Origin of the sequence: Geosporobacter ferrireducens (genome assembly GCF_001750685.1) — a bacterium.
Lineage (GTDB): Bacteria > Bacillota > Clostridia > Peptostreptococcales > Thermotaleaceae > Geosporobacter > Geosporobacter ferrireducens.
The window spans coordinates 3232792-3248497 of sequence record NZ_CP017269.1 but is presented as its reverse complement, the minus strand read 5'-3'; the positions used below and the strand labels follow the sequence as shown (position 1 = coordinate 3248497).

Genomic DNA, 15706 nt, shown 5'->3' with positions numbered 1-15706 from the left:
TATACCCAAATTTCCTTTATAATTTAACTAGATTTCTCTAGAACTCAAACTTTTTAGATCAATATGCTTTTAAGTGATTTTTTCAAGATTTAGACCTATACTTACAGACTTATTATATAATAGGTTTTCTCAATTCATAGTATTCCAGCAAATAGATGATAAAAAGGACTTGCCTAAACAAGTCTCTTTTATTCATTCATAATTCCTTCTTAAGTTAGTGGTAAGGCACTTTTTTCCTTATGATATCTCCTATCCATGATTCTATAATATAAGACATTCCAGAGGGGAATCAGATAAAGGTAAATGGCAAAGGGGATATAGGCTGTACTGCTTACGTCCATAGTAGTCGTAGGCACTAAGGCTGCAATATTCCATGGAATCAAGGCTGCCAGTACAACACTGGTATTTTCAATATCAAGAGCCAATTGATGTTTATCCAGTTCTCTTTCAGTGTAGGTTCCCTCCATAAGCTGATTTGTCAAAACAATAGATATGGATTGGCTGCATCCAAAAGCTCCAGTCGCAATACTCGTTAAGGTCGTATAGATAAATACAGCAGATTTAGAGTTTGCACGTCTAAGAAATCTTTCAATATACTGAAGCATTTCAGTCCCTTCAAAGATTCCGGCCAAAGCGCAAGATACAAATACTACTAAAGAGGGTTTCCACATAGATAAGATTCCTCCTCCTTTGATAATATTATACAATGTGCTTTGCTCTGACAGTTTGAATCCGAATACGGTATACTGTAGTATTTCCCAAAGGGCGTAACGTTGCAGTACGATGGCTATGGCACCTGCAGTAATAATGCTGATCATCATAGATTTCTTTACATCAATACGAAAAGCAGCTAATATAAGTATCATCAACGCTGGAAGCAAAACAGTCCAGTGGACAGTAAAAACCTGACTGATTTCACTATCTATCGAAGTCCCAGAAAAATTTAGCGGTTGTTGAAAAGAAAGAATTCCATAAAATATAACTGAAAGGGCCAGGGGCATTCCTGCACTTTTAAACATATTTTTTATATTGATATATAGGTCTGTTTTTGTAAGATTTGCTACTAAATGGGCACTAGAGGACATGGGAGAACATCGATCTCCAAAATAAGCACCTGCAATCAGTGCTCCTGCAACAATCGCGGTATCTACATTTCCACTTTTCGCCATCATCATAAAAGAAATACCTACCGTGCTGATCGTTCCAAAGGAGGTTCCCAACAAAAATGAAACGACTACGCTAATTAGAAAAGCATATAGGATAAAATAGTTGGGATTCATAAGCTGTATCCCATAATATACAATTCCCGGAACGGTTCCTGATGCCATCCAGGCCGCAGTAATTGCCCCGATCAATAGAAATATTTTTAAAACAATAAGGGCTTTTTTCCCGCCCCTATAGGCCATGACTGCAGTACTTTGCCATGAAAATCCTCTTCTCCACGCTACGACAGCAAATACCAATAGACATCCTGAAAGTATGTATCCAATAAAAATTCCCCTGTACACGCCATAAACCAATGCCACAAATGCTATTCCTATGCTAATTAGCAGATCCATTGTATCCCTCACTTATTTATATCTTCAATTTACCGATCGTCTACTTTATGTTGTTATAAAAATCTATTTAATTACCTCCATTAATTCGATTCTCTCTCCATCAGGCCCTTGAACAAACATAACCCGCCAACCGAAGACCTCTCTAACCGTATCTGACAAAACTACCACCTGATGTTCTTTCAATTTTTGCATTGCTGCATCTAAATCTTCCACAAAAAAAGCCATATGATCCACTGGCCCATCTGCCCGTTTTTCGTATTCTCCATTTTTTAGTTGCAACAGCTCGATCTCCGTATCGCCAAGCTGAAGAAAGACTACATAGAATCTTTCCGTTTCCTCTCTTCGTGAAAATGGAATGCCTAGAATATCTCTATAAAATTTAGTAGACAATTCAATGTCTCTTGTTCGGATAGAGATATGTCCTAAGTTTCGTATCATACAAATCGCCCCTTATCTACGGTATTTTCAAAAATCCTATATACATATTCTATCCGCAACCTTATATTTCCTTCTTTATTGCGCAGTATAGACTTTCTGCAATTCATATCAAGCTGAGTATATTCGAAGTCATGACTGAGTAATCACAATATAAGCCAAGAAGTTCATTCTTGGCTTATTGCAGTCAGTAATATTGATACTCTTCCGAATTTTTCAGTCATTAACTGCCATAACACCTAATGGCCCATCCTCTCTGATAATATCTTGAATTTCATACACTGAGATAGGAAACATCGGAAAACCGAAGGCATAGGCTGTCAATTCATAAAGCTGATAGTAAATTACCAAGCATTTATCAGCAATATAAAAATCCTGATCCGAAGAGATATCCTTAAAATCATCTAAAAGAAAGATATCTCTATCTTTGATCTGTCTCCGAATAATTGCCGACAACACTTTAACATAATCACTTCCAGGCTTAAATAAGTCTCCAAGGGTGTACACCTTTCCTGTTTGGATATCAAAGGTTAACGACTTTATCACAGTTAATCCGTGGGCGGCTCCTTGCGTATAAGCAAAGTTAATAATATTAAGGCTTAATATTCCCCGCTGATTGTTTTTGATTTCATACCAGCCTTCCACAGAAGTTTGATAGTTCTGATAGTATCCCTGGTCAATAATGATCTTGTTCACTAAACGACGAATGGCTATGTTCATCTGATGTTGTACCGCAGTATCAACCATTCCTACAATTACCGGGTACTCAATATTTAATCGCTGATCGGAGGAAACCATTCGCTGTGTAATAATTTGTACGGGATTCTTTATAAAACTCATATTACACCTTCTTTTCGCCAGAATATATACTTTCATTCTATGCAATAGAAAAAAGAATGGTGATCATGAGATACTCTCTGCTATCTTTTATTTATGATACTTGTCGATGAAATTGACTCATATACAATTGATGATAGAATCCTTTTTTCTGCAGCAGCTCTTCATGGGTACCCTGCTCTCGAATCTCTCCCCTATCGATTACCACAATTTTATCCGCATCCCGTATTGTACTCAATCGATGGGCAATCACAAAGCTGGTGCGCCCCTTCATTAGATTGAGCATTGCCTGCTGGATCTGTACTTCTGTACGGGTATCCACACTGCTGGTGGCCTCATCTAGAATTAATATGGCCGGATCTGCCAAGATAGCCCTCGCAATCGCCAGAAGCTGTCGCTGCCCTTGGCTTAAATTCCCTCCATCTTCCGACAAAACAGTATCATAGCCTTGAGACAGGCGCCGTATAAATCCATCGGCATTAGCTAATCGTGCTGCTGCTTCAATTTCTTCGTCAGTTGCATCCAATCTTCCATAACGGATGTTTTCTTTCACTGATTCTGAAAACAAATATGTATCTTGTAGTACAATACCTAAAGAAGTACGGAGATCATTCCTTTTGATTGTTTTGATCTCTTGTCCGTCAATTCTAATTTGTCCCTGACTCACATCATAAAATCGCATTAAAAGGTTAATGATTGTCGTTTTGCCTGCTCCCGTAGGTCCTACTAGTGCAATGGCCTGCCCCGGCTTTACATGCAAGTCGATGCCTTTGAGTACCGGAACCTCCTCTTTATACCCAAAGGAAACCTGATCAAAGTCTACTTCCCCAGCAATATTGTCAAGCTTCACTGCATTTGGCGAATCTATCGTTTCCGGCTTTTCGTCCATAATTTCAAAAACCCTTTCTGCTCCTGCAATTGCTGATTGGATCATGTTAAATTGATTGGCAAGCTCATTCAAAGGACGGGTAAACTGCTTTGCATAGCTAATAAAGCTGGCAATGATTCCCACAGTTATAACACCTTCTACCGCTAACCATCCTCCTGCACCGGCCACAATTGCCAGACTTAGGTTATTAAGCACATTCATCAGGGGAGGTATTAAACCGGAAAAGATTTGTGCCCGCATACCCGCCTCTCTTAATTGAAGATTATACGCATCAAATTTTTCAATAACTTTTTTTTCCCTAGAAAATACCTTCACCACCCGTTGACCCGAAATAGTTTCTTCTATTAATCCATTTAATTCTCCTAAATGCTTCTGCTGTTCTGAGAAGTAGTTTCTCGTCCTTTTTGCTATAAGCTTGGTACAGGCTGCCATAAGGGGTATGACAATAATACTTAGCAGAGTTAATGCAGGACTGAGCCACAGCATAAATAGGAATGTTCCTACAATGGTAATTATACTGGAAAAAATTTGTGTCGTACTGGTATTTAAGGTATTACTGATGTTTTCAATATCATTAGTTAGCCGACTCATTAGCTCACCATGAGGTTTATTATCGAAAAAACTCAAAGGTAGTGTCTGCAGCTTATTAAATAAGTCTTTGCGCATATGTAAAACCGTATTCTGAGCCATTCCGATCATCCAATAGTTCTGCAGCCATGTACTTACTACATTGAGTCCGTAGATTGCAATCATCACCAAGGCAATATACTGCAGTCCTTCAAAGTCACCGGGTATAATATAACGGTCAATGGCAACACCTATTAAATAAGGTCCCAGCAAATTTAACAGGGCACCGATCAATACAAAGGTAAATACGGTAAGCAGAGTACTCTTCTGTCTGCCCAAATAGTACCAGAGCCTGCATAATGTTGCCTTTACATCCTTTGCCTTTACCACTGGTCCCATCATCATTTTGTGATGCCTACTTCCCATACCGCCTGGACGTCCACCTGGTATTTTCACCATTCCTCCATGATTGTCTTTTTCAGATTCATTATTCGACATGATAGGCAGCCCCCTCTCCCATTTGAGATTGATAGATGTCCTGGTAAATCGCACTTGTTTCAAGAAGTTGCTGATGAATGCCCTCTGCAGCAATTCTACCATCTTCCAGTACAAGGATTTTATCCGCATCCATTACAGAACTAATTCTCTGTGCAATCAGAAATACAGTAGGTTTTTCCTTTCTTTGATTCAGGGCAGCCCGGATTCTTAATTCAGTTCCTAAATCTACTGCACTGGTACTATCATCAAGGATTAGAATGGGAGGCTTTTTAAGTAAGGCTCTCGCAATCGCTAACCGTTGTTTCTGGCCTCCAGAGAGGTTTACACCCTTTTGTCCCAGCTGCGTATTATAACCCTCCGGAAAACTCATAATAAAATCATGGGCTTGTGCCATTTGAGCAACCCTTTCAATCTCTGTATCAGAAGCATTCTCTTTTCCCCAACACAAATTCTCTCTAATAGATCCTGTAAACAAGACTGATTCTTGAAGCACGAAGCCCACTGACCCCCGCAGTAAATCTAGGGGAATATTTCGTACGTCCTGTCCATCGATCAATACCCGTCCTTCTGTTGCATCGTAAAGACGAGGAATAAGACTAACCAAAGTAGTTTTTCCGGAACCTATGCCCCCGAGAATGGCTATCGTTTGTCCTGGATCTGCTGTAAAGCTGATGTTTTTCAGTATAGGCTCACCCTTCGAGCCCGTATAATGGAAACTAACATTCTCAAAAACTACTCCTCCTTGTTTAATAAAGGCAGTGCTTTCTTGAGGCAAATCTTTCAGATCTATTTCTGTCTGTAGTACCTCTTGAATGCGATCTGCTGAAGCTTTGGCACGGGAAAGCATAATAAAAACAAAGGCTACCAGCATAAGGGAAAATAGTATCTGTGTCATATAATTGATAAATGCAACCACTTCACCCACCTGCATCTGTCCATTATTTACCTGAATACCTCCAAACCATAAGATCGCTACGATGCTCAAGTGCATCACCAGCATGATAAAAGGCATAGTTAACGCCATAATCCGAGAGGCTTTTACAGTGATTTCCATCAGCGCTTCATTTGCAGAAGCAAATCTCTCCTTTTCCAGGTCACTTCTTACAAAGGCTTTTACAACTCTAATTCCTGCCAGATTTTCCCGCATTACATCATTTACACGGTCTAGCCTGGCCTGCACCTTAGAGAATAGAGGAAATCCCCTTCGGGCAACAAAGGCTAATACAAATGCCAGGACTGGAATGGCAATCAAAAGAATCCTAGCCAGGCGAGGATTAATACTTACGGCCATAATAATGCCGCCTATTGATAAAAGGGGTGCCCGTACCATAATCCGCAAAGACATCAGTACAACATTCTGTACCTGTGTAACATCGTTGGTCAAGCGGGTAATTAGAGAAGATGTCTTGAACGTATCTAGGTTTGCGAAAGAAAAGCTCTGGACTTTTTTAAACAACGCTGATCGCAAATCAGCACCAAAGCTTTGGCTTGCAATTCCTGATGCAATAACACATCCGAATCCTCCCATGAGTCCTATGATTGCAATCCCGATCATTAATAATCCAGTTCTCATAATATAATCCATATCGCCTGTTGCAATCCCGTAGTCAATAATATTTGCCACTAATTTCGGCTGCAACAGATCTGTAACCACCTCAATCAGCATCAACAACGGTGCTAAAAGTACGGCCTTCCAATAGGGTTTTAAGTATGAGAGTAGCTTCAACATAATAAATCCTCCAGTTAACATTTACTGCCAATCATAAATCCATCGTACCTTGCTGCAGTTTATCTGTCAATCATGATAATATAATGTTTTTTCTTCCTTTTATATAATAGACCTTATTCAAAAACAATAAAACAAAAACCTCAGAAGAAAATCTTCTGAGGTTTTTTAAAACCAGCAACGACCTACTCTCCCAAGGCGCTTCCGCCTAAGTACCATCAGCGCTGAAGGGCTTAACTGCTGTGTTCGGTATGGGAACAGGTGTGACCCCTTCGCTGTAGTCACTGGATTTTATGAAGTTAGAAGGCATATACCTTCAAAACTGAACCATGAAGTTAGAGAAAAAATACATTTGGTCAAGTCCTCGACCTATTAGTATCGGTCAGCTGAAGACATTACTGCCCTTACACCTCCGACCTATCAACCAGATAGTCTATCTGGGGTCTTACTCCTTGCGGATGGGAAATCTAATCTTGAGGGGGGCTTCGCGCTTAGATGCCTTCAGCGCTTATCCCGTCCGTACATAGCTACTCAGCCGTGCTCCTGGCGGAACAACTGATACACCAGAGGTACGTCCATCCCGGTCCTCTCGTACTAAGGACAGCTCCTCTCAAATTTCCTGCGCCCACAGCGGATAGGGACCGAACTGTCTCACGACGTTCTGAACCCAGCTCGCGTGCCTCTTTAATGGGCGAACAGCCCAACCCTTGGGACCTACTACAGCCCCAGGATGAGACGAGCCGACATCGAGGTGCCAAACCTCCCCGTCGATGTGGACTCTTGGGGGAGATAAGCCTGTTATCCCCGGGGTAGCTTTTATCCGTTGAGCGATGGCCCTTCCACTCGGAACCACCGGATCACTAAGCCCGACTTTCGTCCTTGCTCGACCTGTACGTCTCGCAATCAAGCTCCCTTCTGCCTTTACACTCTACGCGCGATTTCCAACCGCGCTGAGGGAACCTTTGGGCGCCTCCGTTACTTTTTGGGAGGCGACCGCCCCAGTCAAACTGCCCACCTGACAGTGTCCCAAAGCCGGATTCACGGCTTATGGTTAGAACTCCAGTATTACAAGAGTGGTATCCCAAGGTTGACTCCACCTAGACTGGCGTCCAAGCTTCCAAATCTCCCACCTATCCTGTACATGCAATACCAAAATCCAGTGTCAGGCTACAGTAAAGCTCCACGGGGTCTTTCCGTCCTGCTGCGGGTAACCAGCATCTTCACTGGTACTACAATTTCACCGAGTCTATTGTTGAGACAGTGCCCAAATCGTTACGCCTTTCGTGCGGGTCGGAACTTACCCGACAAGGAATTTCGCTACCTTAGGACCGTTATAGTTACGGCCGCCGTTTACTGGGGCTTAAGTTCAGTGCTTCACCTTGCGGTTAACACGTCCCCTTAACCTTCCAGCACCGGGCAGGCGTCAGCCCCTATACATCGTCTTTCGACTTAGCAGAGACCTGTGTTTTTGTTAAACAGTCGCTTGGGCCTATTCTCTGCGGCCACCTCGGGCTTTAACACCCTACCGTGGCACCCCTTCTCCCGAAGTTACGGGGTCATTTTGCCGAGTTCCTTAACAATAGTTCTCTCGCTCGTCTTAGGATTCTCTCCTCACCTACCTGTGTCGGTTTGCGGTACGGGCACCTAGATCTAACTAGAGGCTTTTCTTGACAGTGTGGAATCAGTCAGTTCGCTACTTAAATTTCACTCCCCATCACCTTTTAGGATTGTTAGAACGGATTTGCCTATCCTAACTCCCTACGGGCTTAGACGCACACGACCAACGGTGCGCATGACCTATCCTCCTGTGTCACCCCATTGCTCAAACAATCTTCGGTGGTACAGGAATTTCAACCTGTTGTCCATCGCCTACGACTTTCGTCCTCGGCTTAGGTCCCGACTAACCCTGAGCGGACGAACCTTCCTCAGGAAACCTTAGGTTTTCGACGGGTGGGATTCTCACCCACCTCTCGCTACTCATGCCAACATTCTCTCTTGTATGCAGTCCACCACTCCTTACGGTGTGACTTCTACCCGCATACAATGCTCCCCTACCCAGCGCTGACGCGCTGCCGTAGCTTCGGTGACAGGTTTGAGCCCCGGACATCTTTGGCGCAGGATCACTCGACTAGTGAGCTATTACGCACTCTTTAAATGAGTGGCTGCTTCTAAGCCAACATCCTAGTTGTCTGTGCAATCCCACATCCTTTTCCACTTAACCTGTACTTTGGGACCTTAGCTGACGGTCTGGGCTGTTTCCCTTTTGACCACGAAACTTATCTCACGTAGTCTGACTCCCAAATATAAGAATACGGCATTCGGAGTTTGATAAGCTTTGGTAACCGGTGAGGGCCCCTAGGCTATTCAGTGCTCTACCTCCGCATCTCTTCATTTGAGGCTAGCCCTAAAGCTATTTCGGGGAGAACCAGCTATCTCCGGGTTCGATTGGAATTTCTCCGCTATCCACAAGTCATCCCAGCCTTTTTCAACAGACATGGGTTCGGACCTCCACGAAATTTTACTTCCGCTTCATCCTGCTCATGGATAGGTCACCCGGTTTCGGGTCTACGGCATGCAACTGTATCGCCCTCTTAAGACTCGCTTTCGCTGCGGCTCCGCTGCATAACAGCTTAACCTTGCTGCATACCGTAACTCGTTGGCCCGTTCTACAAAAAGTACGCGATCGTCCATATAAAGGACTTTCACTGCTTGTAAACATAGGGTTTCAGGTTCTCTTTCACTCCCCTCCCGGGGTTCTTTTCACCTTTCCCTCACGGTACTATACGCTATCGGTCACCAGGTAGTATTTAGCCTTGGGGGGTGGTCCCCCCTGCTTCCCACAAGGTTTCACGTGTCTCGTGGTACTCTGGAGTATACTCAAGACTTTAGTCGTTTCATCTACAGGACTCTTACCTCCTATGGTGGGCCTTTCCAGACCGCTTCGACTACAACTGCCATCTCTTAACGAGTATATCCGCAACCCCAAGAAGAAATCTTCTTGGTTTGGGCTAATCCCCTTTCGCTCGCCGCTACTTAGGGAATCGAGTTTTCTTTCTCTTCCTCAGGGTACTTAGATGTTTCAGTTCCCCTGGTATGCCTCCTCACTACCTATGGATTGAGTAGTGGGTAACTGGGTATTACCCCAGCTGGGTTCCCCCATTCGGAAATCCCCGGATCAATGCCTGCTTGCGGCTTCCCGAGGCTTATCGCAGCTTACCGCGTCCTTCTTCGGCTCCTGGTGCCAAGGCATTCGCCCTATGCTCTTTATAACTTGACCAGAAATTGTATTTTGATTCTCTCTTCATTGTTCAGTTTTCAAGGTACATTTGAAAGACATTAGTCTCTCAAAACTAGACAGTGTAAGAAAAAGCCTTAGCTCCTTAGAAAGGAGGTGATCCAGCCGCACCTTCCGATACGGCTACCTTGTTACGACTTCACCCCAGTCACTCATTTCACCTTCGGCAGCTGCTTCCTTTCGGTTAGCCCACTGACTTCGGGTGCCCTGAGCTCCCATGGTGTGACGGGCGGTGTGTACAAGACCCGGGAACGCATTCACCGCGGCATTCTGATCCACGATTACTAGCAACTCCAGCTTCATGTGGGCGAGTTGCAGCCCACAATCCGAACTGAGACTGGCTTTTAGGATTTGCTCCGGATTACTCCTTCGCTTCCCGTTGTACCAGCCATTGTAGCACGTGTGTAGCCCAGAACATAAGGGGCATGATGATTTGACGTCATCCCCACCTTCCTCCGAGTTATCCCCGGCAGTCTCTCTAGAGTGCCCAGCTTCACCTGCTGGCAACTAAAGACAAGGGTTGCGCTCGTTGCGGGACTTAACCCAACATCTCACGACACGAGCTGACGACAACCATGCACCACCTGTCTCTCCGTCCCCGAAGGGATTTCACCCGTTACGGCTAATGCGGAGGATGTCAAGTCCTGGTAAGGTTCTTCGCGTTGCTTCGAATTAAACCACATGCTCCGCTGCTTGTGCGGGTCCCCGTCAATTCCTTTGAGTTTCACTCTTGCGAGCGTACTCCCCAGGCGGAGTGCTTAATGCGTTAGCTGCGGCACCGAGGGCTGTCGCCCCCGACACCTAGCACTCATCGTTTACGGCGTGGACTACCAGGGTATCTAATCCTGTTCGCTCCCCACGCTTTCGTGCCTCAGCGTCAGTTACAGTCCAGTAAGTCGCCTTCGCCACTGGTGTTCCTCCTAATATCTACGCATTTCACCGCTACACTAGGAATTCCACTTACCTCTCCTGCACTCAAGCCAATAAGTTTCCAAGGCTTACTACGGTTAAGCCGTAGCCTTTCACCCCAGACTTTATCGGCCGCCTACGCACCCTTTACGCCCAGTGATTCCGGATAACGCTTGCCCCCTACGTATTACCGCGGCTGCTGGCACGTAGTTAGCCGGGGCTTCCTCCTAAGGTACCGTCATTCTTCTTCCCTTAGGACAGAGCTTTACGACCCGAAGGCCTTCATCGCTCACGCGGCGTTGCTGCATCAGGGTTTCCCCCATTGTGCAATATTCCCCACTGCTGCCTCCCGTAGGAGTCTGGACCGTGTCTCAGTTCCAGTGTGGCCGATCACCCTCTCAGGTCGGCTACTGATCGTTGCCTTGGTGAGCCTTTACCTCACCAACTAGCTAATCAGACGCGGGCCCATCCTATACCGATAAATCTTTGACCGGCGCTCCATGCGAAGCATCGGTGTTATGGGGTATTAGCACACCTTTCGGTGTGTTATCCCCCTGTATAGGGTAGGTTGCCCACGCGTTACTCACCCGTCCGCCGCTAGATTGCTTCGTAGCAAGCTACTCCACAATCCCGCTCGACTTGCATGTGTTAGGCACGCCGCCAGCGTTCATCCTGAGCCAGGATCAAACTCTCAAATAAAAATTGCGAGTTGCGCTATGCGCTTTAAACATTTATTGCTGGCTTTAATTCTTACACTGTTTAGTTTTCAAAGACCAATTTGTTCTCGCTGTTTTGCAGCGACTTGTTCTATATTACTAGAACTTTTTCATTATGTCAACCACTTTTTTTATTGGAAGTTTTTACTTATTTCCTGTAGTGACGACAAAATATATCTTATCATAACACATAATGAAAATCAACTGGTAAATCATGCTATTGATTAAAACCTGGTGCCCAGAGGCGGAATCGAACCACCGACACGGGGATTTTCAGTCCCCTGCTCTACCGACTGAGCTATCTGGGCGAAGATGGTGGGCTTAGGAGGACTCGAACCTCCGACCTCACGCTTATCAGGCGTGCGCTCTAACCACCTGAGCTATAAGCCCATACTATGGTCGGGGTGGCAGGATTTGAACCCGCGGCCCTCTGGTCCCAAACCAGATGCGCTACCAAACTGCGCTACACCCCGATTCATTATTGCTATACTACACTAAACTGCAGTATTATGGCGGAGAGGGTGGGATTCGAACCCACGGCCCCTTTCGGAGTCACTGGTTTTCAAGACCAGCTCCTTAAACCGCTCGGACACCTCTCCCTATAGAAGTTGGAAGTTAGAGGTCGGAGGTCAGAATTAGGGTAACTTCTTCGAAGCAAACCTAAAAATCTTTTCTCACTTCTCACCTCTGATTCCTCACTTCTCATTTTGGTGACCCATCCGCGGCTCGAACGCGGGACACCTTGATTAAAAGTCAAGTGCTCTACCTGCTGAGCTAATGGGTCATAATGGCTGGGGTAGCTGGACTCGAACCAACGGAATGCCAGAGTCAAAGTCTGGTGCCTTACCGACTTGGCTATACCCCAATATTAAAGTGGTGAGCCCACAGGGATTCGAACCCCGGACACACGGCTTAGAAGGCCGTTGCTCTATCCAACTGAGCTATGAGCCCACATATGGAGCGGATGATGGGAATCGAACCCACGCTATCAGCTTGGAAGGCTGAAGTTCTACCATTGAACTACATCCGCACAAAAAAATGGAGCGGAAGACGAGATTCGAACTCGCGACCCTCGCCTTGGCAAGGCGATGCTCTACCCCTGAGCCACTTCCGCAAGATTGGTGCGGGTGGAGGGACTTGAACCCCCACGCACGTGGCGCTAGATCCTAAGTCTAGTGCGTCTGCCAATTCCGCCACACCCGCATGTTAAGTTGTAAATGGTGGTCGCAATAGGGATCGAACCTATGACCCCCTGCTTGTAAGGCAGGTGCTCTCCCAGCTGAGCTATGCGACCTTAATATTGGTGACCCATCCGGGAATCGAACCCGGGTTACCGCCGTGAAAGGGCGGTGTCTTGACCGCTTGACCAATGGGCCTTAATGGTTGCGGAGACAGGACTTGAACCTGTGACCTTCGGGTTATGAGCCCGACGAGCTGCCAACTGCTCCACTCCGCGATGTTATGGTGCCGGGGACCGGAATCGAACCGGTACGGTCTTGAGGACCGCAGGATTTTAAGTCCTGTGCGTCTGCCAGTTCCGCCACCCCGGCAACTTCATTACTCCTTGAAGATAACTCTCAATGCTTAACCTGCCGGTTAACAGCCAAGTGCTCCATCATTGAGCTATTCAGAAGTATTTGTGCGTCGTCTTGAAGCGACAATAAACATGTTATCATATCTATTCACTGTTGTCTAGATGTAAATTTTTACAGTTTTTTCATCATTTCTACAAATAATACAGTCATTATCTTCTGGATGTACCCGGTCTTTCGTATATTCAAATCTTACTTTTTCTTCACGGTCATAGCCAAACATCATTAATGCCTTTTCTGAATAGGTCACACCTTTCTTGCTTGAGTGAACAAGCTTATATATTGTTCTCCTATACACATTTCTTGCAAACACGTTTTTATTCTCATACTTCCACTCCTACCCTTGATGCATATGTCGTTCTTAATTTTATGATTATTTCGACATTTTCCGGTTTTTTCCTGTTTTTTTATTGTTTTTTGTCCTTATTCACCTACTGCTGTATATAAAAAAAAATAAAACCTCTTATCTGAGATTCTAGATAAGAGGTTGTTTAGCAGATCTATCTTATAGTATTTTTCTAAGCTTTGCTGCTTCAAACTGTTTAAAGGATTTGATATTGCCTTGATCTACACAAAGGAGTTCTACCATTTGGTCTGTTACATTCATTACTTTTCCTTTAATTTTTGTTCCAATTACATTTACCGGTGCTTTTTTGACAAGATCTTTGAAATTCGGTGATTGACAGTAACTGCATTCTCCGTTAAAAGCAGCAATCCTTCTGCAATCCATACAATAATGCAAGTTTTTCATACACATAACCCCCATTTTTAGTAAGTTGAATTAGAAGTTTGACTTCGCATCGGTTTTGAATACAACCATACTATGTATATTATAGAAAATTATGAAAATTCCTCTAAATTTTAAATTTTTTTTTAATTTTTTTATAAGTAGCCGCTTGTTTTTACATCAAGGTGAATTACCCTGAACTTTCCTGCTTTTTTTAGCAAATTTCTCTTTGAAACAGCAGCTATCTCGTATATAATCTATTATGTATGTTTTCATAAAGTCAAAGCCCGTATTTTGTATGAATTAAATAATATAGTTATCTGAATATATGTAATTAGGAAAGGAGTCTGCAATGAGTATCTTAACCGTAAAAAACTTAAGCCACGGTTTTGGAGACCGTGCCATCTTCAATAATGTATCCTTTCGTCTCCTAAAAGGTGAACATATTGGTCTTATTGGAGCTAATGGCGAAGGAAAATCTACCTTCATGAACATTGTGACCGGAAAACTTGAACCAGATGATGGACAAATTGAGTGGTCTAAGCGTGTTCGTGTAGGATATCTGGATCAACACACTGTCTTAGAAAAAGGCATGTCTATTCGAGATGTGTTAAAGGGTGCATTCCAGTACCTATTTGATTTAGAAACAGAAATGAACCAAATCTGTGATAAAATGGCAGATGCTTCTCCAGAGGAACTGGAACGCTTGCTGGAGGATATGGGTACCATCCAAGATCTTCTGGATAACAATAATTTTTATATCATCGACTCCAAGGTAGAAGAAATCGGGAGAGGCCTGGGACTAGAAGATATTGGTCTGGATAAAGATGTTCATGATCTCAGCGGAGGTCAGAGAACCAAGGTTTTGCTGGCCAAGCTTCTTCTAGAGAAACCGGACATTCTGCTTCTGGACGAGCCTACCAACTATTTGGATGAACAGCATATTGAATGGCTAAAAAGATATTTACAGGAATATGAAAATGCATTTATATTGATTTCCCATGACATCCCCTTCTTAAACAGTGTAATCAATCTGATTTATCACATGGAAAATCAAGAATTAAATCGTTATGTGGGAGACTATAATAACTTCCTTCAGGTTTATGAAGCAAAAAAGCAGCAGCTTGAATCTGCATACAAAAAACAGCAGCAGGAAATCGCAGAATTAAAGGATTTTGTTGCCCGTAATAAAGCTCGGGTTGCCACACGGAACATGGCTATGTCTCGCCAAAAAAAGCTGGATAAGATGGATGTGATCGAACTGGCTAGAGAAAAGCCAAAACCTGAGTTTAACTTTAAGGAGGCCCGAGCTTCTGGTAAATTGGTTTTCGAAACAAAAGATCTTGTAATTGGATATGACGAACCTCTTACAAAACCTCTAAATCTTCGAATGGAGAGAGGCCAAAAGATCGCATTAATGGGTGCCAACGGCCTTGGAAAGACTACACTGCTAAAAAGTATTCTAGGACAAATCCCTTCCATTTCAGGTTCTGTTGAACTAGGAGAATATCTTTATATTGGCTACTTTGAGCAGGAAATCAAGGAAGCCAACTATAACTCCTGTATTGAAGAAGTATGGAAGGACTTTCCGGCCTACAGCCAGTATGAGGTACGGGCTGCATTGGCGAAATGCGGTTTAACCACTAAGCATATCGAGAGTAAGGTATTGGTGTTAAGCGGTGGAGAGCAGGCCAAGGTGCGACTTTGTAAACTGATTAATAGAGAAACAAATATTTTGATTCTAGATGAGCCAACCAACCATTTAGATGTAGATGCCAAGGAAGAGCTTAAACGAGCTCTAAAGGCTTATAAGGGCAGCATATTGCTGATCTGTCACGAACCCGAATTCTATCGTGATGTAACTACTGATGTCTGGAATTGTGAATCCTGGACAACAAAGAATATATAAAAACAAAAGGAAATCCCCGGAAGCTTGATATTTTCCGGGGATTTCCT

At 44.0% G+C, this 15706-nt stretch carries 8 protein-coding genes, 14 tRNA genes and 3 rRNA genes; 1 reads left to right on the top strand and 24 read right to left on the bottom strand.

Going from position 1 to position 15706, the window contains the following annotated elements; translation table 11 throughout:
* Positions 1 to 209 precede the first annotated feature (209 nt).
* The 24 genes from Gferi_RS15230 to Gferi_RS15115 form a co-directional block, all read right to left on the bottom strand.
* Complete coding sequence (locus tag Gferi_RS15230) at positions 210 to 1559, bottom strand: Na+/H+ antiporter NhaC family protein (protein WP_069977946.1); 1350 nt, start codon at positions 1557 to 1559, stop codon at positions 210 to 212.
* 63 nt (positions 1560 to 1622) lie between these two features.
* On the bottom strand, positions 1623 to 1997 hold the full coding sequence (locus tag Gferi_RS15225; protein WP_069977945.1) for a VOC family protein: 375 nt from the start codon (positions 1995 to 1997) through the stop codon (positions 1623 to 1625).
* 213 nt (positions 1998 to 2210) lie between these two features.
* On the bottom strand, positions 2211 to 2834 hold the full coding sequence (locus Gferi_RS15220) for a DUF3298 and DUF4163 domain-containing protein (RefSeq protein WP_069977943.1): 624 nt from the start codon (positions 2832 to 2834) through the stop codon (positions 2211 to 2213).
* 91 nt (positions 2835 to 2925) lie between these two features.
* Positions 2926 to 4785 carry an ABC transporter ATP-binding protein gene (locus Gferi_RS15215; RefSeq protein WP_156782411.1) on the bottom strand — a complete coding sequence of 620 codons (1860 nt, stop codon included), beginning with the start codon at positions 4783 to 4785 and terminating at the stop codon, positions 2926 to 2928.
* Positions 4775 to 6514, bottom strand: a complete 1740-nt coding sequence (locus Gferi_RS15210; protein WP_069977941.1) for an ABC transporter ATP-binding protein — start codon at positions 6512 to 6514, stop codon at positions 4775 to 4777. The genes Gferi_RS15215 and Gferi_RS15210 overlap by 11 nt, the downstream gene beginning before the upstream one ends.
* Before the next feature lie 169 nt (positions 6515 to 6683).
* Positions 6684 to 6800, bottom strand: a 5S ribosomal RNA gene (gene rrf, locus Gferi_RS15205).
* 63 nt (positions 6801 to 6863) lie between these two features.
* Positions 6864 to 9788, bottom strand: a 23S ribosomal RNA gene (locus Gferi_RS15200).
* Between the two features lie 107 nt (positions 9789 to 9895).
* A 16S ribosomal RNA gene (locus Gferi_RS15195) occupies positions 9896 to 11414 on the bottom strand.
* Together the 16S, 23S and 5S rRNA genes with 14 tRNA genes alongside form the textbook arrangement of a ribosomal RNA operon.
* Positions 11415 to 11663: 249 nt before the next feature.
* Positions 11664 to 11739: transfer RNA gene (locus tag Gferi_RS15190), tRNA-Phe, on the bottom strand.
* A 5-nt stretch (positions 11740 to 11744) separates the two neighbouring features.
* A tRNA-Ile gene (locus Gferi_RS15185) sits at positions 11745 to 11821 on the bottom strand.
* A gap of 6 nt (positions 11822 to 11827) precedes the next feature.
* Positions 11828 to 11904: transfer RNA gene (locus Gferi_RS15180), tRNA-Pro, on the bottom strand.
* A 37-nt stretch (positions 11905 to 11941) separates the two neighbouring features.
* Positions 11942 to 12030: transfer RNA gene (locus Gferi_RS15175), tRNA-Ser, on the bottom strand.
* Between the two features lie 109 nt (positions 12031 to 12139).
* Positions 12140 to 12215 (bottom strand) — tRNA-Lys (locus tag Gferi_RS15170).
* Between the two features lie 4 nt (positions 12216 to 12219).
* A tRNA-Gln gene (locus Gferi_RS15165) sits at positions 12220 to 12296 on the bottom strand.
* Positions 12297 to 12305: 9 nt separating this feature from the next.
* Positions 12306 to 12382: transfer RNA gene (locus tag Gferi_RS15160), tRNA-Arg, on the bottom strand.
* 5 nt (positions 12383 to 12387) lie between these two features.
* Positions 12388 to 12461: transfer RNA gene (locus Gferi_RS15155), tRNA-Gly, on the bottom strand.
* 9 nt (positions 12462 to 12470) lie between these two features.
* A tRNA-Gly gene (locus Gferi_RS15150) sits at positions 12471 to 12545 on the bottom strand.
* Positions 12546 to 12550: 5 nt separating this feature from the next.
* Positions 12551 to 12634 (bottom strand) — tRNA-Leu (locus tag Gferi_RS15145).
* A gap of 15 nt (positions 12635 to 12649) precedes the next feature.
* Positions 12650 to 12725, bottom strand: a tRNA-Val gene (locus Gferi_RS15140).
* 7 nt (positions 12726 to 12732) lie between these two features.
* Positions 12733 to 12807, bottom strand: a tRNA-Glu gene (locus Gferi_RS15135).
* Positions 12808 to 12811: 4 nt separating this feature from the next.
* Positions 12812 to 12887 (bottom strand) — tRNA-Met (locus tag Gferi_RS15130).
* 6 nt (positions 12888 to 12893) lie between these two features.
* Positions 12894 to 12981, bottom strand: a tRNA-Leu gene (locus Gferi_RS15125).
* Between the two features lie 142 nt (positions 12982 to 13123).
* Positions 13124 to 13336 carry a hypothetical protein gene (locus Gferi_RS15120; protein ID WP_069977939.1) on the bottom strand — a complete coding sequence of 71 codons (213 nt, stop codon included), beginning with the start codon at positions 13334 to 13336 and terminating at the stop codon, positions 13124 to 13126.
* 192 nt (positions 13337 to 13528) lie between these two features.
* A complete protein-coding gene (locus tag Gferi_RS15115; protein WP_069977937.1) occupies positions 13529 to 13774 on the bottom strand; it encodes a hypothetical protein in 246 nt (81 codons plus the stop codon).
* A 328-nt stretch (positions 13775 to 14102) separates the two neighbouring features.
* Here Gferi_RS15115 and Gferi_RS15110 point away from each other — a divergent pair, with 328 nt between their 5' ends.
* A complete protein-coding gene (locus Gferi_RS15110) occupies positions 14103 to 15659 on the top strand; it encodes an ABC-F family ATP-binding cassette domain-containing protein (RefSeq protein ID WP_069977935.1) in 1557 nt (518 codons plus the stop codon).
* Positions 15660 to 15706 lie beyond the last annotated feature (47 nt).

What these genes read in the sequence shown, in the direction of transcription:
- Gferi_RS15230 (WP_069977946.1), bottom strand. Translation starts at nt 1,559, where the DNA reads ATGGATCTGCTAATTAGCATAGGAATAGCATTTGTGGCATTGGTTTAT.
- Gferi_RS15225 (WP_069977945.1), bottom strand. Translation starts at nt 1,997, where the DNA reads ATGATACGAAACTTAGGACATATCTCTATCCGAACAAGAGACATTGAA.
- Gferi_RS15220 (WP_069977943.1), bottom strand. Translation starts at nt 2,834, where the DNA reads ATGAGTTTTATAAAGAATCCCGTACAAATTATTACACAGCGAATGGTT.
- Gferi_RS15215 (WP_156782411.1), bottom strand. Translation starts at nt 4,785, where the DNA reads ATGTCGAATAATGAATCTGAAAAAGACAATCATGGAGGAATGGTGAAA.
- Gferi_RS15210 (WP_069977941.1), bottom strand. Translation starts at nt 6,514, where the DNA reads ATGTTGAAGCTACTCTCATACTTAAAACCCTATTGGAAGGCCGTACTT.
- Gferi_RS15115 (WP_069977937.1), bottom strand. Translation starts at nt 13,774, where the DNA reads ATGAAAAACTTGCATTATTGTATGGATTGCAGAAGGATTGCTGCTTTT.
- Gferi_RS15110 (WP_069977935.1), top strand. Translation starts at nt 14,103, where the DNA reads ATGAGTATCTTAACCGTAAAAAACTTAAGCCACGGTTTTGGAGACCGT.